Source organism: Pseudarthrobacter sp. NPDC092424 (genome assembly GCF_044754925.1).
Lineage (GTDB): Bacteria > Actinomycetota > Actinomycetes > Actinomycetales > Micrococcaceae > Arthrobacter.
In genome coordinates this window covers 50,375-70,838 of record NZ_JBIVQC010000007.1, presented here as the reverse complement: position 1 = coordinate 70,838, position 20,464 = coordinate 50,375, and the positions used below count along the sequence as shown (strand labels likewise).

The following is a 20,464-nucleotide window of genomic DNA, read 5'->3' as shown; positions in this document are numbered from 1 at the left end:
TTTCACGTCACACCGGGGCCGGGCGGGAGCCGTTTTCGACGCGCATATTTGTCGTCGACCCGGACTTGCACCGGCGCACCCCGTATATGGGGCGCGCCAGCGCACACGCGCGTCGGGAATGAGCCTGCGCGTCGAAATGAGGTTGGTCGTCGCGGCTCAGAGCACGCTGCGGATGGCCTCTTCGAAGCTGGTGACATGCTCCAGGGCCAGCGTGGCAGCCCGGTCCGCTTCGCCGTCGGCAATCGCCTCCAGCAGGGCCACATGCTCGGCCACGTGCTCAGCGACGGACGGGACCTTTTCCAGCACCATGCACCAGATGCGGGTGGCCAGGTTGTCGTAGCGGATCAGGACGTCCTCGAGGTGCGTGTTGGCGGCGGCCCGGTAGATCAGGCGGTGGACCTGGATGTCGTACCGCATGAGTTCGTACGGGTCGTCGCCATCCTGCATGCGGGCGATCGCCGCGGCGGTGTCGCGCAGTTCCGCGCGGAGGGCGGGGGTGGCCAGTTTCGCGGCGCGCCGGGCGGCCAGGGGTTCCAGCGCCTCCCGGAGTTCGGAGACGTCCGCGAGTTCGGTGATGTCGACGACGGTGGCGAACGTTCCGCGGCGCGGGTACGAGATCACCAGGTGGTCGGTTTCCAGGCGCTTGAGTGCCTCGCGCAGCGGCGTGCGCCCGATGCCCAGCTCGGCGGCCAGCCTGCCGTCGTTGATCGCTTCGCCGGGGCGGATTTCCAGCATGATGAGCCGGTCGCGCAAAGTGCGGTAGGCCTGCTCGGACAGGGAGGGTTCCGGGATTTCCGTCAGCTGGTTCCCTGGCGCCAGGCTCATGTGCGACTCCCAAAACTTTCTGTTGACTGCTGCGTGATCTACAACATACTATTGCGTCAGTTCTAATATATCAGTCGCGGATCAGTTGTTGATCAGCTCCCGGAAAGCTTCTGTAAGGAGAAACATGCAGAACGTACTCAATGCCCCCCTCGCCACGGTGGACGCAGATGTAGCTGCTGCCGTCGCGCAGGAACTGCACCGGCAGCAGGCCACGCTGGAAATGATCGCCTCGGAGAACTTCGCTCCCTCCGCCGTGATGGAAGCCCAGGGCTCGGTGCTGACCAACAAGTACGCCGAGGGCTACCCGGGCAAGCGCTACTACGGTGGCTGCGAGCACGTCGACGTCATCGAGCAGCTGGCCATCGACCGCGTGAAGGCCCTGTTCGGTGCCGAATACGCCAACGTCCAGCCGCACTCCGGCGCCCAGGCCAACGCCGCCGCCATGTTCGCCCTGCTGAACCCGGGCGACACCATCCTGGGACTCTCCCTGGCCCACGGCGGCCACCTGACCCACGGCATGAAGATCAACTTCTCCGGCAAGCTCTACAACGTGGTTCCGTACCACGTCCGCGAAGAAGACCTCCGCGTCGATATGGCGGAAGTGGAAGCCCTGGCCCTGGAGCACAGGCCCAGGCTCATCGTGGCCGGCTGGTCCGCCTACTCCCGCCAGTTGGACTTCGCCGAGTTCCGACGCATCGCCGACCTGGTGGGCGCCTACCTCATGGTGGACATGGCCCACTTCGCCGGCCTGGTGGCCGCAGGGCTGCACCCCAACCCCGTCCCATTCGCGGACGTGGTGACCACCACCACCCACAAGACCCTGGGCGGCCCCCGCGGCGGGGTCATCCTGGCGAAGGAGGAGTACGCCAAGAAGATCAACAGTGCCGTCTTCCCCGGCCAGCAGGGCGGCCCGCTGGAACACGTCATTGCCGCCAAGGCCGTGGCCTTCAAGCTCGCCGGCACTCCCGAATTCGCGGAACGCCAGGCGCGCGTCCTGCAGGGTGCGCAGCTTCTGGCCGAGCGCCTGCTGCAGCCTGACGTCCAGGGTGCCGGGATCTCCGTGGTCAACGGCGGCACCGACGTGCACCTTGTCCTGGTGGACCTGCGCCACTCCGAACTGGACGGCCAGCAGGCCGAGGACGTCCTGCACCGCATCGGCATCACCGTCAACCGCAATGCCGTCCCCTTCGATCCCCGGCCGCCAATGGTCTCCTCCGGACTCCGGATCGGGACGCCGGCGCTCGCCACCCGCGGCTTCGGTCCCGCCGAGTTCGCCGAAGTGGCGGACATCATCGCGACGGCGCTGGTTTCCGCAGCGGGCACCGGAACCAACGCGGCGGGCTCCCTTCCCGGGGACACCGCCGTCGGACTCCGCGCCCGCGTGACGGCCCTGGCCGGCCGCTTCCCGCTGTACCCGCACCTCAACGACGACGCCGCCCTCGCCGCCGCAGAGGCAGACCTGATTGGAGCCGCCCAGTGAGCACCCAGCACCTTCCGGAACACCCGGAATTCCTCTGGCGGAACCCCGAACCCAAGTCCTCGTACGACGCCGTGATCGTCGGGGGCGGCGGGCACGGCCTGGCCACCGCCTACTTCCTGGCCAAGAACCACGGCATGACCAACATCGCCGTCCTGGAAAAAGGCTGGCTGGCCGGCGGCAACATGGCCCGGAACACCACCATCATCCGCTCCAACTACCTCTGGGACGAGAGCGCCGCCATCTATGAGCACGCCCTCAAGCTCTGGGAAATCCTGCCCGAGGAGCTCGAGTACGACTTCCTCTTCAGCCAGCGCGGCGTGATGAACCTGGCCCACACGCTGGGCGACGTCCGTGAAAGCATCCGGCGGGTGGGGGCCAACAAACTCAACGGCGTGGACGCGGAATGGCTGGACCCGCAGCAGGTCAAGGAACTCTGCCCCATCCTGAACATCAGCGACAACATCCGCTACCCCGTCATGGGCGCCACCTACCAGCCCCGCGCGGGCATCGCCAAGCACGACCACGTGGCCTGGGCCTTCGCCCGCAAGTGCGACGAATTGGGCGTGGACATCATCCAGAACTGCGAAGTCACCGGCTTCATCAAGGACGGCAACCGCGTCACTGGAGTCAAGACCAGCCGCGGCACCATCAACACCGAAAAGGTGGGGCTCTGCGCGGCCGGACACAGTTCGGTCCTGGCCGAGATGGCCGGATTCGAACTGCCCATCCAGTCCCACCCGCTGCAGGCCCTGGTCTCCGAACTGCACGAGCCGGTCCACCCCACGGTGGTCATGTCCAACCACGTGCACGTCTATGTTTCCCAGGCCCATAAGGGCGAACTGGTCATGGGTGCCGGCGTCGATTCCTACAACGGCTACGGCCAGCGCGGCTCCTTCCATGTGATCGAGCAGCAGATGGCCGCCGCCGTCGAACTCTTCCCCATCTTCGCCCGTGCGCACGTGCTCCGGACCTGGGGCGGCATCGTGGACACCACCCTGGACGCGTCCCCGATCGTGGGTACCACTCCGGTGGAGAACATGTTCGTGAACTGCGGCTGGGGTACCGGCGGATTCAAGGGCACGCCCGCCGCCGGTGTCACCTTCGCCCACACCATCGCCACCGGGGCCCCGCACAAGCTGAACCAGCCGTTCTCGCTGGAGCGCTTCGAAACCGGCGCCCTCATCGACGAACACGGCGCCGCCGCCGTGGCCCACTAGCCGGCACCAGAAAAGGACTACGCACATGCTGCTGATCTCATGCCCCAACTGCGGCCCCCGGGATGAAACCGAATTCCACTATGGCGGCCAGGCCCACGTTGCCTACCCGGAAAACCCGGACGAACTGAACGACACGGAGTGGTCCCGCTACCTCTTCTACCGTGCAAACCCGAAGGGCACTTTCGCTGAGCGCTGGGTCCACAGCACCGGCTGCCGCCAGTGGTTCAACATGCTGCGCGACACCGCCAGCTATGACATCAAGGCCGTGTACCGCATGGGCACGCCCCGCCCCGACGCCGGCGGTTCCCGCACGGACACCACCCCCGCAGCCCCGGAAGGAGCAACCCGATGACTTCCCACAACCCCGCGACTTCCCAGAACGCCCGCCTGTCCACCGGCGGCCGCATCGACCGCACCATTTCCTGGCGTTTCACCGTTGACGGCGAGGAATTCACCGGCCACCCCGGTGACACGCTGGCCTCCGCACTGATCGCCAGCGGCCGCGTCGCCGTCGGCAGCTCCCTCTACGAGGACCGCCCCCGCGGCATCCTGGCCGCCGGCGTGGAGGAACCCAACGCCCTGGTCAAGATCGCTCCCCGCTTCCCGGGCCACGTGGCCGAGTCCATGCTCCCCGCCACCACCGTGTCCCTGGTGGACGGCCTGAAGGCTGAACTGCTGAACGGACTGGGCCGGCTGGATCCCGACGAGGACCGCGCCGAGTACGACAAGAAGTACGTCCACACCGACGTCCTGGTGATTGGCGGCGGCCCCGCCGGCCTGGCCGCTGCCCGTGAAGCCGTCCGCACCGGCGCCCGCGTCATGCTGCTGGACGACCAGCCCGAGCTGGGCGGCTCGTTGCTCTCCGGCTCCACGTCGCCGGAGCTTGCCGAGACCATCGAGGGCAAGCCCGCACTGGAATGGGTCGCGGACCTGGAAGCCGAGCTGGTCTCCACCGAGGACTGCACGGTCCTGAACCGCACCACGGCGTTCGGCGCGTACGACGCCAACTACGTCATTGCCGTGCAGAACCGCACCGACCACCTCCCCAGCCCCGCCGCTCCCGGCGTGTCCCGCCAGCGGATTTGGCACATCCGTGCCAAGCAGGTGGTGGTGGCCCCCGGCGCCCACGAGCGTCCGCTGGTGTTCGAGAACAACGACCGCCCGGGCATCATGCTCGCCTCGGCCGTCCGCAGCTACCTGAACCGCTACGCAGTGGCCGCCGGCCAGCGCGTGGTCATCAGCACCACCAATGACAGCGCCTACGCCCTGGCCACCGACCTCCAGGCTGCCGGCGTCAAGGTGGCCGCCGTCGTGGACGCCCGGCCGCAGATCTCCCCGGCGGCAGCCGCCGCCGTCGAGGCAGGCACCCGGGTGCTGATCGGCAGCGCCGTTGCCAACACCTCGGCAGATGCGGACGGCCGCCTCAACGGCGTCACCATCCGTAGCATCAACGACGACGGCGAGCTCACCTCGGGCGTCGAGCAGATGGCCTGCGACCTGCTGGCCGTGTCCGGCGGCTGGAGCCCGCTGGTGCACCTGCACTCCCAGCGCCAGGGCAAGCTGCGCTGGGACGAGGACCTGGCCGCGTTCGTGCCGGGCACAGTGGTCCCCAACCAGCAGACCATTGGCTCCGGCCGCGGCTCCTTCGCCACCCAGGACTGCCTCGCCGAAGGGATTTCCGCGGGCGCGTCCGCAGCCATCGCCGCCGGCTTCAGCTCAGCGGTCGAGCCGTCCCCGCTGGGCGAACCGAAGGCCGCCGCACCCACCCGCCAGCTGTGGCTGGTCCCGGGCGAGAACGGCACCCCGGATGACTGGCACCACCACTTCGTGGACTTCCAGCGCGACCAGTCCGTGGCGGACGTCCTGCGCTCCACCGGAGCCGGCATGCGCTCGGTGGAGCACATCAAGCGATACACCTCCATCAGCACCGCCAACGACCAGGGCAAGACCTCCGGCGTCAACGCGATCGGCGTGATCGCCGCGGCGCTTCGCACGGCCGGCGAAGCCTCCCGGGGCATCGGTGAGATCGGCACCACCACCTACCGCGCCCCGTTCACGCCCGTGGCCTTCGCCGCGCTGGCAGGGCGCCAGCGCGGCGAGCTCTTCGACCCCGCCCGCATCACCTCCATCCACCCGTGGCACGTAGCCAAAGGCGCGCTGTTCGAGGATGTGGGGCAGTGGAAGCGGCCCTGGTACTACCCGCAGGCCGGGGAAGACATGGACGCAGCCGTCCTGCGCGAGTGCGCCGCCGTCCGCGAGTCCGTGGGCTTCATGGACGCCACCACGCTGGGCAAGATCGAGATCCGCGGCAAGGATGCGGGGGAGTTCCTGAACCGGGTCTACACCAACGCGTTCAAGAAGCTCGCCCCCGGCTCCGCCCGTTACGGTGTCATGTGCCTGGCTGACGGCATGATTTTCGACGACGGCGTGACCCTCCGCCTGGACGAGGACACCTACTTCATGACCACCACCACCGGCGGCGCCGCCAAGGTGCTGGACCACCTGGAGGAGTGGCTGCAGACCGAGTGGCCGGAACTCGACGTGCACTGCACCTCGGTGACGGAACAGTGGAACACCATTGCCGTCGTCGGGCCCAAATCCCGTGAGGTACTCGCCAAGGTGGCACCGGAACTGGCGGCCAACGGCGGACTGGAGGCTGAGGCGTTCCCGTTCATGACGTTCCGGGAAACCACGCTGGCCTCCGGGGTCCGTGCCCGGGTCTGCCGGATTTCGTTCTCCGGTGAGCTGGCGTACGAAATCAACGTCCCGGCCTGGTACGGGCTCAACACCTGGGAGGCGGTTGCGGCCGCGGGTGCCGAATTCAACATCACCCCTTACGGCACCGAAACCATGCACGTGCTGCGTGCCGAAAAGGGCTACCCGATCGTGGGGCAGGACACTGACGGCACCATAACCCCGCAGGATGCAGGCATGGAATGGATCATCTCCAAGGCCAAGGATTTCATCGGCAAGCGCTCCTACTCCCGGTTGGACACCCGGCGCGCAGACCGCAAACACCTGGTCAGCGTCCTTCCCGTGGACGGCGCGCTCCGCCTCCCGGAAGGCACCCAGCTCGTGGAAAAGGGGCGCTCCACCAACCCGGCCTACGGGCCGGTACCCATGGAGGGCTTCGTCACCTCCAGCTACCACAGTGCAGCGCTGGGCCGGTCGTTCGGCCTGGCCCTGATCAAGAACGGCCGCAACCGCATCGGCGAGACCCTGGTGGCCGCCGCGGGTGACCAGCTGGTTGACGTTGTCGTGGCAGAAACCGTGCTTTTTGACCCTGAAGGGACCCGCAAAGATGGCTGAGACAGCAGCATCCCCCACTGCCCCGCAGAACTCGGCAGACAAGAACCTGGCCGCCCGCGTAAGCCCGGCTGGCAGCCTGAAGGACGCCTTCACGGCAGGCTCCCTGGCGGGAACCGTGGAAATTAGGGAACTGCCCTACCTGACCATGGCGGGCCTCCGGGCCGACGTCCGCAGCGACACCGCGCAGCGGCTGGCGGCTGTCACGGGAGGACTGCCGGCCGGCTCCGGTTCCGTGGTGGTTCACGGTGACACCGCGGTGTTATGGCTGGGACCGGCCGAATTCCTGGTGGTGGCTCCCACCGAGGCGCACGAGTCCCTGGGCGGGGACCTCCTTCCCGCCCTGCGGGAAGCGCTGGGCGGGGACGCGGGCCAGGTGGTGGACCTCTCCGCCAACCGCACCACATTCGAACTGACCGGCCCCCGGGCCCGGGCAGTGCTGGAAAAGGGATGCTCGCTGGATCTGCACCCGCGGGTGTTCAAGGCCGGGACCGCCTTCTCCACGGAAATCGCGAACATCCCCGCGATCCTGTGGAAGACCGGCGAGGAAACGTTCCGGATCTTCCCGCGGGCTTCGTTCGCCGAGTTCCTGGGCCGCTGGCTCCTGGACGCCATGCGGGAGTATGCCTCACCAGAGGTTCCCTGATGGCCCTTAGCGTCCTGGACCTGTTTTCCGTCGGCATCGGGCCCTCGTCCTCGCACACGGTGGGCCCGATGCGGGCGGCGAAGCTTTTCGCCGACGGCCTCAAGGCGGACGGACTGCTGGCCGCCACGGCCAGGGTGCAGTCGGAGCTCTTCGGGTCCCTGGGCGCCACCGGCCGCGGGCACGGTTCCGACAAGGCCGTGGTCCTGGGGCTGCAGGGCCTGGAGCCGGAGACCGTGAACACCTTTACGGCCGATGACCAGGTGGCGGCCGCAGCTTTGGACGCCGAACTCCACATCGCCGGCACGCACCGGGTGGACTTCAACTGGGAAGAGGACGTGGTGCTGCATCGGCGCAAGTCCCTCCCGGCCCACCCGAACGGCATGACCTTCCGGGCGCTGGACCACGCCGGCGCCGTGCTGGCCGAGCGGAGCTTCTACTCCATCGGCGGCGGTTTCGTGGTGGACGGCGACGCTGAAGGGGCGGACAAGGTGGTGGCCGATGACACCGTGCTGCCCTATCCCTTCTCCACGGCGGACGAACTGCTGGAGGTGTGCCGCCGCGAGGGCATGTCCATTTCCGACGTCATGCTGGCCAACGAACTCACCTGGCGCAGTGAAGCGGAACTCCGGAAGGAGCTGCTGGGGCTCTGGGCCGTGATGCGCCAATGCGTGGAGAACGGCTGCAACGCGGAGGGCATCCTGCCCGGTGGCTTGAAAGTGACCAGGCGCGCACCCGCGCTGTTCCGCACCCTGGCGGCCTCGGCCGCCACCGCGGAAGCCGCGGCAGCATCGCCGTCGCCCGTTAGAGCGCCGGCCGATCCGCTGCTGGCGATGGAATGGGTGAACCTGTTCGCGCTCGCCGTCAACGAGGAAAATGCGGCCGGCGGGCGGATCGTCACCGCCCCCACCAACGGTGCGGCAGGGATCGTTCCTGCCGTCCTGCACTACTACGTGAAGTTTGTTCCCGGAGCGGACGACGACGGCGTGGTCCGCTTCCTCCTGGCGGCGGCCGCCGTCGGGATTCTTTTCAAGACGAATGCCTCCATCTCGGGCGCCGAGGTGGGGTGCCAGGGCGAAGTGGGGTCCGCCTGCTCGATGGCTGCGGCCGGGCTCTGCGAAGTGCTCGGCGGGACGCCAGCGCAGGTGGAGAACGCCGCCGAGGTGGGGATTGAGCACAACCTGGGCCTCACCTGCGATCCCGTGGGCGGGCTGGTACAGATTCCCTGCATCGAGCGGAACGCCATCGCCAGCGTCAAGGCGATCAACGCGGCCCGGCTGGCCCTGCACGGGGACGGCAGCCACAAGGTATCCCTGGATAAAGCCATCAAGACCATGCGCGACACAGGAGCTGACATGAAAACCAAGTACAAGGAAACCTCCCGGGGCGGCCTGGCCGTGAATGTGATCGAGTGCTGAGCCATGACTGTTACTGAAACCTCCATCCCCGCACCCAAGGCCCCTACCACCGTGGAGCACGTCCTGACCCTGGACTGCCCGGAAGGGCCGGGCATCGTGCACGCGGTCTCCGGCTTCCTGCTGGAACACGGCTGCGACATCATCGACAACAAACAGTTCGGGGAGCGCTCCGAAGGGCACTTTTTCATGCGCGTGCATTTCGCGTCCGAAGGAGACGAATCCACCCTGGACGTCCTCCGTGACTCCTTTGCCCCGGTGGCGGAGCGCTTCGGCATGCGTTGGCAGCTGGAACGGCAAGGGTCCAAGCGCCGCGTGCTGATCATGGTCTCCAAGTTCGGGCATTGCCTGAACGACCTGCTGTTTCGGGCCCGGATCGGCGAGCTGCCCGTGGACGTGGTGGCCGTGGTTTCCAACCACCGGGACCACCAGGCCCTGGTGGAATGGCACGGCATCCCGTTCCACCACGTCCCGGTCACGGCGGAGACCAAGCCGGCGGCGGAAGCTGCGCTGATGGCCCTGGTGGACGGGCTGGACGTTGAGCTGGTGGTGTTGGCGCGCTACATGCAGGTGCTCAGCGACAACCTGACCCGGAAGCTGGATGGCCGGGCCATCAACATCCACCACTCGTTCCTGCCGAGCTTCAAGGGCGCCAAGCCCTACCACCAGGCCTACGCGCGCGGGGTCAAGACCGTCGGCGCCACCGCCCACTACGTCAATGCGGAACTCGATGAGGGGCCAATCATTTCCCAGCAGGTGGTGGACGTGGACCACACGTACGGGCCTGAGGACCTGGTGGCCGCCGGCCGCGACACCGAGTGCAAGGCCCTCTCCAACGCCGTCCGATGGCACTGCGAGGGCCGGGTCATCCTGCGGGGCAGCCGCACTGTGGTGCTGCGGTAGGTTGGCGGACTCGCAAAGGGACTGCGGCTACGGAAACGGTCCGGGGACACGTGGATCCACGCGTCCCCGGACCGTTTGCGCGTCCGGTTACGAAAGCTGACGCTGGGAGCGTCGGACTGGCTACTGCCCGGCGAGCTGATCCAGTACCGCGAACGGGTTCTGGGTCCCGCTGTTCGCTGCCACCACGATCCTGCGTTCCAGGACATGGCTGCCGCCGGCCGGGATCTCCACCTGGAACTTGCTCATGATCCAGTTACGGAAGCCGTACCCGGTGAAGGATCCGCTTTCAGCCGTGTAGACGAGGCCGTAGGTTTGCTGGTCCGCGCCTGTGCCGGTTTGGCCGATCCACCGGCCGTTGGGCTCGTAGGCCGCGGCGGTGCCCGTGTCGATGACCGGGTGGCCCGCCACTCCGCTGCGCTGTCCGGTGCCGTCATGGTCCATGGCGTCACCAACCCAGAGCGGGAGCGCAGCCCCGGATGTGTTTCGGAATTCCGATTTCGCGGTGATCCACTGGTCCTCTGCATTGGCCGAGTAGGTGGTGGTCAACAAGAGTCCCGGGTGCTCGGCGGACGTGCCCGAGGCCCGTACAACGGCCCGTTCGCCGGTGTTCTCGACGATCTCCACGGACTCTGTCCGGACCTGGGTCTGTGCCCACGCGTTCCCGCCGGTTGGCTCCGACGATGTCACGTAGGGCAGGTTGATCCAGTCCAGTTGGTCGGGCTGCCCGGTGAGGGCCATGTCCAGCGGCTTGCCCGTGGTGGACTGGTCCAGCTGGGGGTCGTTGAAGACCTTGGAGATGGCGAGGGCCAACTTCCTGTTCTCGATCACGATGTCCTGGACGCCGCCTTCAACGAGGCCGCCGGCCAGTCGTTTCCCTGTGCCGGCGTCCACGCTGACCGGCCGCATTTCGAGGTCGACGGTGGGGGATTGCCCCGCCGCGACATCGATCTGCTTGGCGGCCGTGGCTGAACCGAACCTGGCTGCCTGCACAGTGTATGTTCCGACGCCCTTTTCAAGGCCCAGCCGGTACGTTCCGTCAGTTGCCGTGGTGGTGGTGCCGGCAAGGGCGCCGTCTCGGAGTACTTGCACTCCCACCCCGGCCGCCGGCTGCCCGGTGGCAGCGTCGGTAACGGTTCCCGAAACGGAGGACCAGCGCGTTGCGGCCGTCCCGCCGGGGGTGAAGGCGTAGAGGTTGCCGTCCAGGGCGCCTGCCACCACCGTGTTCCCGCTGACTGCGGGGCCTGCGGCGACCCAGGTGCCGATGTTGTGCTGCCAGAGCGGCTGTCCCGTCCGGGAGTCCAGTGCGTAGAAGTTGCCGTTGTTGGCTCCGACGAAGAGGGTATCGCCGCTCAGTGCGGGAGAGGTGTGCACGCCGCCGCGGTACTTTTCCCCTGGCAGCAACCGGTCCCAGAGCACAGCGCCGGTGGTGGCGTCCAGTGCGGTCACGGCACCGGAGGGGAAACCCATGTAGACAGTGTTTCCGGCAATGGTCGGCGCCGCCGGGGTGGCGTTGCCGTTGACCAGCGAGGGGTGCTGGCTCCGATAGGTCCAAAGGGTCTGGCCCGTAGCGCCGTCCCGGGCAATGATCCCGTTGCCGGAGCCGATGTAGACGCGGCCGCCGGCCGCTGAAGGGATGCCGTCCTGCCAGCCGCCGAGGGTCGCGGCGCCGGTCCACAGTGCCTTGCCTGTGGCGAGGTCGTAGGCCATGACGCGGTCAGCGGTCTGGTTGCCCACATACACGCGGCCGTCAGCCACTGCGGGCGTCCCGTCACTCATGGTGCTGCCACTCATCGGCGAAGCCCATACGCGGTTGCCGGTCTTCACGTCCAGCGCGATCAGCAGCCCCTGCTTCGCCTCGCCGTGGCGGGTCTGGTAGGGGTAGAGGACCTTGCCGTCGGCCACGGTGACGCCGTAGTAGCCGTACGTGCGCTGGTTGTAGTTTTCGGGTGCAGGCTCGGGATCGTGCTGCCACATCAGCTGCCCGGACGCAGCGTCGACGGCGAAGAGGCTGCCGCGGAGAGTGGGAACGAAAACCAGGCCCTCGGACACGGCGATGCTTCCGTGCACCGATGACGGCACCTTATAGGTCCAAAGCTGCTTGCCCGTGGCCTGGTCCACCGCGTGGACGGCGCTGTTGCCGTCCCCGTTTTCGTCGCGGGTACCGGCGTAGACCACGCCGTTGACGATGGCGGGTGAACCTGTCAGGAAGGTCCCTTCCGTCCGGTAGGACCACGCGAGCCGCTGCCCGGCAGCGATGCGGTCTGCCGCCACGCCCGTGTGCCCCTGGTCGCCGTGGTGCTGCGACCAGTCGGCGCCCTTCACGGGAATGACCGCCTTGTCGGCAGTGAAGGTGAAGGTTGAGGTCTTGGTCCAGGACGCGCCGGTGGCGTCTGTGGCCCGTACCTCGACCGTGTGTTTGCCGGCGTTCCTCAGGTCGCCCTGCAGGTCGGAGTGCCAGGTGAATTGGCCCGTTGCTGCCAGCGGGCGCCAGTTGCCGCCGTCGAGCCTGAACTCGGCTTTCACTGGGGCATCCGTCGTGTCATAGGCGTTGGCCTGGATTCCCGGGAACTTGTCCAGCGGGATGCTGCTGCCGTCCGCCGGGCTGGTGATGGTCAGGTCCTTTTCCGCACCATACATGCGGAAGGGATTCTCGAAGGACTCGTCCGTCATGGAAATGTAGCGGAAACCGCGGGGCGAGTTATCGATGGAGTACGAGCTCGACGTCGTCTGGATGTGCTTCGCCGTGCCTGCGAAGGCACTGTCCGGCTCGACGTCGTTGGAGTGTTCATGGCCAACGAGGATGAGCTGCGCCTTGTACTGCTCCAGCAGGGCGCCGTACTGGTCGTAGATGTTCTGCGAGCCGAAGGGAACGTTCATCGGCTGGTGGGTCAGGACCACCAGCTCCTTGTCCCCGACGTTCTTCGCCAGGTCTTCCTTTGCCCACGCGAGCTGCTCGTCGAAGGGTGCGCTGCCGTTGTTTTCCAGCACGATGAAGTGGCGGTTCCCGTAGTCGAAGGAGTACCACTCCGGGCCCACATGGTTCCGGTAGTTGTTGATGCGGTTGGCGTACCCCGTTCCGGCGGAGTATTCATGGTTGCCGACGGCGGGCCATACCGGAACCTTGGACAGGGATGTTGCCGCCTTGAACGCTTTGAATTCCGCGTCCGTTGCGTTATTCGTGAGGTCACCGCTGACCTGGATAAAACCAACGTCCTGACCGGTGGCGTTGATTTCCTGGATCTGCTCCGGCAGATCGGCATTGACGTGGGGATCGGCGATGTTGCCGAAAGTGAAGTTGCTGCGCGCCGCGTCCGCGTCCTTCGTCAGGGCGAAGTCTGCAGTTTTCTGCTCATCGGCGGCAAGCGTGCCGAGGTTGCGGTAGAAGCGGGGCGCCATGAATTCGTCGGTACCCACGGAGTATCCGGCGGGCTGGCTGACGAACACCAGGTCCGTGTTCCGGCGCTCAGTACGGGTTTCGAGGCGATACCGGCCCTCCGCGTCCGTCACCACGATGGTGGCACCGTCCGATACCGAGACGCCCGGGAGAACAGGCTCGCCCGGGTCGAAGGCGTCGTTTCCGTTGCGGTCCTCGAAGACCGTACCGGAAACTACGGCGGTGGCAGGATTGAGGGCTTCGTCGACGGCGGAGCTCACCGGGGCGGCGACGACCAGGCCGCCAAGGGCGGCTGTGCCGGCATACAGGGCCAGCCGCAAGCGGCGCGTGCCGGAACCCATGCGGGAGGGCGCCGGGGGTGTGGGTTTCATGCGAGTAAGAACCTTTCAATGAACCAGAAGAGGCCAACAGCTGCGACCGTGGCGGTCGCCCCACGCAACACCGGGACCGACCAGCGGAGTCGGCGTGCGAGCAGGATCAGGGGAAAAGCGGCGAGGAGCAGCAGCGCCTGTCCAGCCTCGATACCGATGTTGAAGCTGAGCAGGGACGTGACCAGGCTCCAGCTGAACTCATCGGTGACACGGAGGGAGCCGGCGAACCCCAGCCCGTGCAGCAGGCCGAAGACAAACACCGCCGGCAGCCTTCGGCGTGTGGCACCCAGCAGGTTTTCGGCGGCGACGAACGCGATGGATAACGCAATCAACGGCTCTACGACTTCGGCCGGGAGGCGGATCCAACCGAGGAGGGCGCTGATCAGGGTGATGCTGTGCGCCAGGGTGAACATGGAGACCACTCCGAGCAGGCTCCGCACGTTGGCGGCGCCCAGGGCCAGGGCGACAACGAACAGCACGTGGTCCAGGCCGGACAGGATATGTTCCACGCCCATGGCGCCGAACCGGGCAGCTGCCGCTGCCGCTGATCCCTCGCCGACAGCGAGTTCAGCGTTGCTGCCATCCAGGACCGCCTGGCCTTCGACGCCGCCCAGGCGGTAGTTCACGATGTTTGAATGGTCGTCCGCCACCGCATCCGTTTCCCGGAAGACGCCGTACTTAATCAGGTAGGAACCAGCGGAGGCCCCGCAGCTGTACTCCAGCTTCAGTTCGGCGTAGGGAACGCCGTCCCGGTTTTTGATGTCGGTGCCGGCCAGGTCCGGCTGGCACGCCGCCCCGTCGAGGAAGAGGGTTATTCGGTCGGCCAGGTAGGCCTCGAGATTGCCTCTGCCTGCTGTCAGGGCAGCCTTTTGCCGCGGCGCATCGCTGGCGGAGACCGCATCCGGGCCGAGGTCGACTGCGCGCGCCAGCATCGCGTATTCGAGGCTGAGGTCGTAGGAAACTGACGGCCCGTCGGCGGTGACGCGTGAATACCCGGTTGAGTCCCGGACGTGGGCCGACGCGGGTAGGACCCCGGTCCCCAGGAACACAACGATCAACAGCAGGAGTCCGGCGCTTTGGCGCAGCAGCGGCAGGGGTGACACGGGGATGCTCAATTCGCGGGGCAGGGTGATGGGTATGCCCAGTCCATACCTGTTGGTTAACCGGCCTCCGAATACGGGGTGAACTCCAGGGAACCGGCCACGAAAGCATGGCCGCGTTTAGTCCCCGAGCGGGCGCGCAGGCTTACGGGGCCACCACACTGACCAACGTCTACCCGGGCGAAGTGCTGCCAACGGAGATCCGGGGCATCGGAACCGGCTTCGCTGTAGCGTCAGCCGCGTGGGTACGCGCACTGACCCGCGTCCGCTGCGTTTTCGACGCGCATATCCATTCCGGACCGGGAACGGCACTGGCGCACCTCATATCTGGGGTGCGCCAGTGCCGATGCGCATCGAAAACAAGTTTGCGCGTCGAATAGGCGAACAGGGGCGCCGCGCTACTCCTTGAACAGCCCCGCCAGGTCCTCGGCCGTGATGGCACCGCCGGCCAGGGCATCGCCCTCCATCACGTCCGCGAACAGCTGCGACTTGCGGGCTTTGAGTGCCATGACTTTCTCTTCGATGGTGTCTTTGGCAACCAGCCGGTACACCATCACGTTCCGGGCCTGCCCGATCCGGTGCGTCCGGTCCACGGCCTGCGCCTCGGATGCCGGGTTCCACCAAGGGTCCAGCAGGAACACATAGTCCGCTTCAGTGAGGTTGAGCCCGAACCCGCCGGCCTTCAGCGAGATCAGGAACACCGGGGCGGAACCATTCTTAAACTCGCTCACCACGTCAGCGCGGTTGCGGGTGCTGCCATCCAGGTAGCAGTACTCCACGTTCTCGGCGTCCAGCCGCTCGCGGACCTTGCCCAGGAACCCAGTGAACTGGCTGAAAATCAAGGCGCGGTGCCCCTCGGCCACCAGATCCTCGAGCTGCTCGAACAGCACGTCCAGTTTCGACGAGCGCACCGCGGACAGCGCAGGATCCACCAGCGAAACGTCCAGGCTGAGCTGCCGCAGCAGGGTCAGCGACTGGAAGATGGTGAACCGGTTCTTGTTCACATCCTCGATCAGCCCCAGGATCTTCTGCCGTTCCCGCTGCAGGTGCGTCTGGTAGACCTTCTGGTGCCGAGGGTTCAGCACTACCTCCAGGATCTGCTCCTGCTTGGGCGGCAGGTCCTTGATCACCTGGTCCTTGGTGCGGCGCATCATCAGCGGGCGGACCCTACGGCGAAGCTTCTCCAGCTGCCCCTTGTCGCCGTTCTTTTCCACCGGCTTCTGGTAGTACTCGGCGAACCGTTTGGGGCTGGCGAACAGGCCCGGCGCCACGATGGACGTCAGCGCCCAGAACTCCATCAGGTTGTTCTCCAGGGGGGTGCCGGTGATGGCCAGTTTGAAGGCGGCCGGCAGTTTCCGGGCGCACTGGTAGGCCTTGGACTGGTGGTTCTTCACGAACTGGGCCTCGTCCAGCACCAGCCCGGACCAGGCGTGGGTGGCGTACGAGTCGTAGTCGATCCGGAACAGCGCGTAGGACGTGATCACCACATCCACACCGGCCAGCACCTCCGCAGGGTCCTGCCGGCTCTTGGCGAACGTCTCGCCCACCGCACGCACCGTCAGGCCCGGCGCAAAGCGGGCAGCCTCCGCGGCCCAGTTCCCCACCACGCTGGTGGGTGCAACCACCAGGAAAGGCGCGACGGCGGCCGGCCGGGAGGCGGGTGAAGGCACCGTGGCGGCGGCAGCAGCGCCGTCGGCCGCGGCGCTGCTGGCCGCTTCAGCGAGCTCCTTTGCCGCGCACATCAGGGCGAGCGCCTGCACGGTCTTGCCCAGGCCCATGTCGTCGGCCAGGACGCCGCCCAGGCTGTGCCGGTAGAGGAACGTGAGCCAGTTGAAGCCCTCCAGCTGGTACGGGCGCAGCTCGGCGTTGAGGGAAGCCGGCAGCGGCAGCCCGTCCACGCCGCCCTCCAGCAGCCCGCCCACGGCGGACCGCCACGCCGCAGCCTGCTCGTCCACGATCCCCAGCTGCGCCAGCTCGTCCCACAGCCCGGCCTGGAAGCGGCTGATCTGCAGCGGCGCGTCCTTGTTGTCCTGCAGGGACCGGGCTTCCTCGATCAGCGCCCGCAGCTGGTGCAGCTCCGGCAGGTCCAGGGAGAAGTAGGCTCCGCTGGGCAGCAGCATCTTGGTCTGGCCAGCCGCGAGCGCGGAGAAGACGGCGGCGAAAGAGACCGGCTGGCCCTCGAGGGAGATCTGGATACCCAGGTCGAACCAGTCCCGCTGCTCGGTGGCCTTGGTGGAGATCGAGACGACGGGCGCTTCCTCCGCCTCGCGGTAGTCCGCGATCTCGCCGGTGGTGTCCACGTCCACGTCCGGCGTCCGGCGCAGCTGCGGCAGCACCTCTTCGGTGAACGCGAGGGTGTCCAGGCCGGTGAGCTCGGCGGTGGCCGCCAGCCGCGGGGTGCCCCACCCGTCCGTGGCCGATTCGGCCAGTGCCGTCACCGTTTCCCACGGCCGTCCGACGCCCTCCAGGATGCGGGCCTCGGCGGCGTCGTCCCGGTAGCCGGGATCGCCCGGGTGGCGCCACAGCGGCTGGGCGGTCACCAGGCTGCCCGACTTGTAATGCCATTCCCAGTGCAGCCGGACGCGGTGGTCCGCGCCGTAGTTGGCCAGCAGGGACAGCGTGGGGACGGCCAACGAGGGCAGCTCCACGGACTCGTCCCGCGCGGTGACCCGGGCCGTCTGCTTGAGCTTGGGGTAGAAGCCGGTGAGGAAGCGGGATTCGTCCCTGGCCGGGATGTGCAGCGTGCTGCCCGCGGTCACGAACGCCAGCAGCTCCTCGCTCAGGCCCTCTTCCAGCGGCGCCAGGGTGATGACGTCCGGGTCGCCGGCACCCGCGAGTGTGTCGCCGGTGCCGGTGAAGAAGATGCCGTGCGCGGGGCGGCCGATCGTCCCCACCGTACCCGGGCTGACCTCAGTACCCTGCACGGTGATGGTGGGCGCGAGCTCCAGCCCGCCGTCGTCGGCCGCCTGCCCGGTGCTTTCTGCAGCAGGCGCTCCGTAGCGCCCCAGGTTAAGCCCGACGGCGGCGGGAGACTCCGCGAGCCGCACCGGTTCGCTGCCACGCGTGTGGACCAGGGCGAGCCCGATCTTCTTGGCCTCCGCCAGCAGCCGCCACAGGTCCTTGCCGGCATAGGAATTGAGGCCCAGCCACATGAGGCCCGAGGGGTTGTAGGTCCGGCCGCCGGACGCTGAGAACCCCGAGAGGAAGTCCTGGAGCCAGCGGACATGCTCCTCGTTGCAGTCACGCCGGAAGCCCATGTAGCTGAGAGTGTTCCAGGTGACGTCGCCGCGGATCCACTTGCCCCGGGCGCCCATTATCACCGGCCGGGCCTTGAGCTGCCGGACGCCGCGGACAGGGTCGCGCCGGCCTGTGTACGAAAAGTGCGGCGCCGGTTCCTCCACCTCGAACTGGAGCGCCAGGGGAGTGCCGCCGGATTTCTGCGCCGGGTCCGGGCGTGAGATCAGCGGGCTGAGGGCCTGCTCCCAGTCGGCGAGGGCGGCCGCAGGTTCGCGGGAGAGCTGCGGCGCCATGCCGGGGGAGAGAAGCTGGACGCGGATGGCCGGGTTGTCCTCGGCCGCGAACAGGAGGGCGGCGACGTGCTTGCAGTCCTTCCGGACCGGGCAGCTGCAAACGCCCACCGTGCAGCTCCAGCCTCCGCCGCGGCGCACCAGCTTCGCCGTGGTGGAGTAGGGCACTTCCGCGCCGCCCCGGACCTTGCCGAGCATGAGCCCGGTGCCGGCGTCGAACGATATCCCGGACACGCGGCTTCCCATGGCATACGCCAGTCCGGCCGCCAGGGAGCGGTCGTTGATGGCTGGGGTCTGGATCGCCAGGTCCGCACTCTCGTCCGGTTGGGATGGCATGGGGGCGCTACTTTCAGCAGGCCGCGGCGGGGCCGGGTCCGGTGGGTGGTTATCTAATCCATCTTAGTTCCGGCATGGGACCGGTCCGAACCGGCAGGACCGTGCAGAACCCGGGGCGGCAGGCCGCCGTCGGCCGTTCCCCGAACTTCGCGGCCCTGAAAACTTCGCTTGACGTTCACTTCCTCCTCGGCGGACCCGATGCCTGCCCCACGTAGCGTGAAAAGTGTTCCCCACCCTCCACTACAAGAACAGCGAGGATCCCATGATCACCACCCCGCAGCCTGTCGTCCTGACCAGCACGAGCATTGATGGCACCGATGAGGAGGTGGTGGAGTCGAACGTCAGCATTGTCGATGCCATGCACACAGCCCTGCTCCGGGCCGAGGAGATGTCGCCCGTTGCCATCCGCAGCTACTATGTGGACTTCTACCTCACGCAGGCGCTGGAAGGCGGCTTCGCGCAGTACGTCTTCATGACCCTGGACCGCGGACAGACCGACGCCCTGATCCGTGAGGGCATGACCGGTATGGGTGCCACGGCGCACCTGGACCTGTTCAACCGTGCCGCCGCCGCGTTCGACGCCCTCTCCGGGGAGGACAGCGGGCACTACCTGGACGGCGCCCTGGACGACACGGAGGAAACTCCCGAAGCCGTCCTGCACATGGAAGAGCTCGACGGTGAATTCGAGGAACTGCTGGAGCGCGAAAACATCACTGCCCTCAACGCTGCCTGGCTTCGCGGCCAGGACGACCTGCTGGTACTCAACGACGAGGACGTCGCCGGCCACATTAAGGAGCTCGTGGCCCGGGTTCCGGACCTGCCCGAGCGCCAGGCACAGGCCGACGCCGAGGCGCTCGCCGACGCCCCCGACTTCGAGGTCATCATCCGCGAACTCTGCGACATCGCCGGCTACAGCCTCGAAAAGATCACCATGGGCGACCCCAACTACATGCACGACGGCGAAAAGACCCTCGCCTGGCACTTCAGCACCGACCACGGCGATTTCCTCATGGTCGAGGAAGAGGACGAGGCGTTCATGATCAATCCGGAAACCCTGGAGATCGTGGCGGCAGTGGAGTTCGAGGAAGAGGACGAGTTCGAGGAAGCCCAGCTGGCGCGCCGGTAGCGGATATGCCCGGCCGGCCGAAGCGCCGGCTCAGCTGTTCCGGGCCAACGCGTCCGCCAGGATGGCCAGGAGTTCGTCGTCCACCTGGTCGGGGGAGGTCAGCCGGACCCGCAGCGTGAACGGATCGTCCGGCCGGGTCCGCACCTGTTCCAGCCTTCCGCCGGCGGGGGCGTCCAGGCGCAGGATCACATCCACGGCACTGTTGGTGGTGCGGGTGACCTGCGCGAACTTGCGGCGTGGGCCCTGGAGTGAAACGAAGCCCTTGCGCAGCTGGACGGACACGCCGTCGGTGGCTGCGGCCCAGGCAAGGAGGGCGTCGGCGATGGGCCGGAGGTTCGGATGGGATGCGTACTGCCCGTCCAGCAGTTCGTCGGCGTCGCGCAGCATGAAGTCCGGGTAGCCGAACATCTCCCAGGACACCGCATACTGTGCGTAGCCCGTCACGCCGAAACCGTCGCGCATCCAGTCGCGGAGCCCGGCGTCGCTTTCCACTCCGGCCGCGCGTGCCTGCTCCACCCAGTGGTGCACGTCCTGACCGGTCTTCCGCAGCAGGAGCGCCTGGTTGCCGGCCACCATGGACTGCCACGTGCCGGCCCCCTGCGGCGCGCCGGAATGTGGGCGGGAGGCGGGAGCCGTGTCTGATGTGGGCATGCACCGATCGTAGCGGCAGCCGTCACGACGGCGGCAACCACCCCGTCGGCGCGGGCCCGGGCGCACGGCGGGCCCCGTGGAACGCCCCATGAAAAGAATTTTGGCGCCAGCGTAACTTTCCCGGCGGCCCGGGCGATGTAGGAGGTGATGGGCCCGCCCGGCGGGCCTGA

At 67.4% G+C, this 20,464-nt stretch carries 13 protein-coding genes; 8 read left to right on the top strand and 5 right to left on the bottom strand.

Features of this window, described 5'->3' with window-relative positions; translation table 11 throughout:
- Window positions 1-156: 156 nt before the first annotated feature.
- The gene (locus ACIQCN_RS11530) at window positions 157-825 is read right to left on the bottom strand and encodes a GntR family transcriptional regulator (protein WP_400611050.1); all 669 of its coding nucleotides are present in this window, start codon (window positions 823-825) and stop codon (window positions 157-159) included.
- A gap of 124 nt (window positions 826-949) precedes the next feature.
- On the opposite strand from ACIQCN_RS11530, the gene glyA reads away from it, so the two are divergent.
- The 7 genes from glyA to purU are packed head-to-tail and all read left to right on the top strand — an operon-like array spanning window position 950 to window position 9,789.
- Window positions 950-2,305, top strand: a complete 1,356-nt coding sequence (gene glyA / locus ACIQCN_RS11525; protein ID WP_400611048.1) for a serine hydroxymethyltransferase — start codon at window positions 950-952, stop codon at window positions 2,303-2,305.
- Window positions 2,302-3,522 (top strand): sarcosine oxidase subunit beta family protein, encoded by a 1,221-nt coding sequence (locus tag ACIQCN_RS11520; protein ID WP_400605288.1) that lies wholly within the window; start codon window positions 2,302-2,304, stop codon window positions 3,520-3,522. The genes glyA and ACIQCN_RS11520 overlap by 4 nt, the downstream gene beginning before the upstream one ends.
- Window positions 3,523-3,547: 25 nt before the next feature.
- The gene (locus ACIQCN_RS11515) at window positions 3,548-3,874 is read left to right on the top strand and encodes a sarcosine oxidase subunit delta (RefSeq protein ID WP_400605286.1); all 327 of its coding nucleotides are present in this window, start codon (window positions 3,548-3,550) and stop codon (window positions 3,872-3,874) included.
- Complete coding sequence (locus ACIQCN_RS11510; protein ID WP_400611047.1) at window positions 3,871-6,831, top strand: sarcosine oxidase subunit alpha family protein; 2,961 nt, start codon at window positions 3,871-3,873, stop codon at window positions 6,829-6,831. Before ACIQCN_RS11515 ends, ACIQCN_RS11510 begins: the two co-directional genes overlap by 4 nt.
- Window positions 6,824-7,474, top strand: coding sequence for a sarcosine oxidase subunit gamma (locus ACIQCN_RS11505; protein WP_400611045.1), 651 nt, complete (start codon window positions 6,824-6,826; stop codon window positions 7,472-7,474). The genes ACIQCN_RS11510 and ACIQCN_RS11505 overlap by 8 nt, the downstream gene beginning before the upstream one ends.
- Window positions 7,474-8,889, top strand: coding sequence for an L-serine ammonia-lyase (locus ACIQCN_RS11500; RefSeq protein ID WP_400605280.1), 1,416 nt, complete (start codon window positions 7,474-7,476; stop codon window positions 8,887-8,889). Before ACIQCN_RS11505 ends, ACIQCN_RS11500 begins: the two co-directional genes overlap by 1 nt.
- A 3-nt stretch (window positions 8,890-8,892) precedes the next feature.
- Window positions 8,893-9,789, top strand: a complete 897-nt coding sequence (gene purU / locus ACIQCN_RS11495; RefSeq protein ID WP_400611043.1) for a formyltetrahydrofolate deformylase — start codon at window positions 8,893-8,895, stop codon at window positions 9,787-9,789.
- 120 nt (window positions 9,790-9,909) lie between these two features.
- Here purU and ACIQCN_RS11490 read toward each other — a convergent pair whose 3' ends face one another.
- From ACIQCN_RS11490 to ACIQCN_RS11480, 3 genes are all read right to left on the bottom strand, one after another.
- On the bottom strand, window positions 9,910-13,554 hold the full coding sequence (locus tag ACIQCN_RS11490) for a PQQ-binding-like beta-propeller repeat protein (RefSeq protein ID WP_400611041.1): 3,645 nt from the start codon (window positions 13,552-13,554) through the stop codon (window positions 9,910-9,912).
- Window positions 13,551-14,669 carry a HupE/UreJ family protein gene (locus tag ACIQCN_RS11485; protein WP_400611040.1) on the bottom strand — a complete coding sequence of 373 codons (1,119 nt, stop codon included), beginning with the start codon at window positions 14,667-14,669 and terminating at the stop codon, window positions 13,551-13,553. Before ACIQCN_RS11485 ends, ACIQCN_RS11490 begins: the two co-directional genes overlap by 4 nt.
- A gap of 383 nt (window positions 14,670-15,052) precedes the next feature.
- On the bottom strand, window positions 15,053-18,517 hold the full coding sequence (locus tag ACIQCN_RS11480) for an SNF2-related protein (protein WP_400611038.1): 3,465 nt from the start codon (window positions 18,515-18,517) through the stop codon (window positions 15,053-15,055).
- Between the two features lie 262 nt (window positions 18,518-18,779).
- On the opposite strand from ACIQCN_RS11480, the gene ACIQCN_RS11475 reads away from it, so the two are divergent.
- The gene (locus ACIQCN_RS11475) at window positions 18,780-19,643 is read left to right on the top strand and encodes a hypothetical protein (RefSeq protein WP_400611134.1); all 864 of its coding nucleotides are present in this window, start codon (window positions 18,780-18,782) and stop codon (window positions 19,641-19,643) included.
- A 30-nt stretch (window positions 19,644-19,673) separates the two neighbouring features.
- Here the strand turns inward: ACIQCN_RS11475 and ACIQCN_RS11470 are convergent, their stop codons facing one another.
- Window positions 19,674-20,294, bottom strand: coding sequence for a DUF5655 domain-containing protein (locus tag ACIQCN_RS11470; protein WP_400611036.1), 621 nt, complete (start codon window positions 20,292-20,294; stop codon window positions 19,674-19,676).
- Window positions 20,295-20,464 lie beyond the last annotated feature (170 nt).

What these genes read in the sequence shown, in the direction of transcription:
- ACIQCN_RS11530 (WP_400611050.1), bottom strand. Translation starts at nt 825, where the DNA reads ATGAGCCTGGCGCCAGGGAACCAGCTGACGGAAATCCCGGAACCCTCC.
- glyA (WP_400611048.1), top strand. Translation starts at nt 950, where the DNA reads ATGCAGAACGTACTCAATGCCCCCCTCGCCACGGTGGACGCAGATGTA.
- ACIQCN_RS11515 (WP_400605286.1), top strand. Translation starts at nt 3,548, where the DNA reads ATGCTGCTGATCTCATGCCCCAACTGCGGCCCCCGGGATGAAACCGAA.
- ACIQCN_RS11510 (WP_400611047.1), top strand. Translation starts at nt 3,871, where the DNA reads ATGACTTCCCACAACCCCGCGACTTCCCAGAACGCCCGCCTGTCCACC.
- ACIQCN_RS11505 (WP_400611045.1), top strand. Translation starts at nt 6,824, where the DNA reads ATGGCTGAGACAGCAGCATCCCCCACTGCCCCGCAGAACTCGGCAGAC.
- ACIQCN_RS11500 (WP_400605280.1), top strand. Translation starts at nt 7,474, where the DNA reads ATGGCCCTTAGCGTCCTGGACCTGTTTTCCGTCGGCATCGGGCCCTCG.
- purU (WP_400611043.1), top strand. Translation starts at nt 8,893, where the DNA reads ATGACTGTTACTGAAACCTCCATCCCCGCACCCAAGGCCCCTACCACC.
- ACIQCN_RS11490 (WP_400611041.1), bottom strand. Translation starts at nt 13,554, where the DNA reads ATGAAACCCACACCCCCGGCGCCCTCCCGCATGGGTTCCGGCACGCGC.
- ACIQCN_RS11480 (WP_400611038.1), bottom strand. Translation starts at nt 18,517, where the DNA reads ATGCCATCCCAACCGGACGAGAGTGCGGACCTGGCGATCCAGACCCCA.
- ACIQCN_RS11475 (WP_400611134.1), top strand. Translation starts at nt 18,780, where the DNA reads ATGATCACCACCCCGCAGCCTGTCGTCCTGACCAGCACGAGCATTGAT.
- ACIQCN_RS11470 (WP_400611036.1), bottom strand. Translation starts at nt 20,294, where the DNA reads ATGCCCACATCAGACACGGCTCCCGCCTCCCGCCCACATTCCGGCGCG.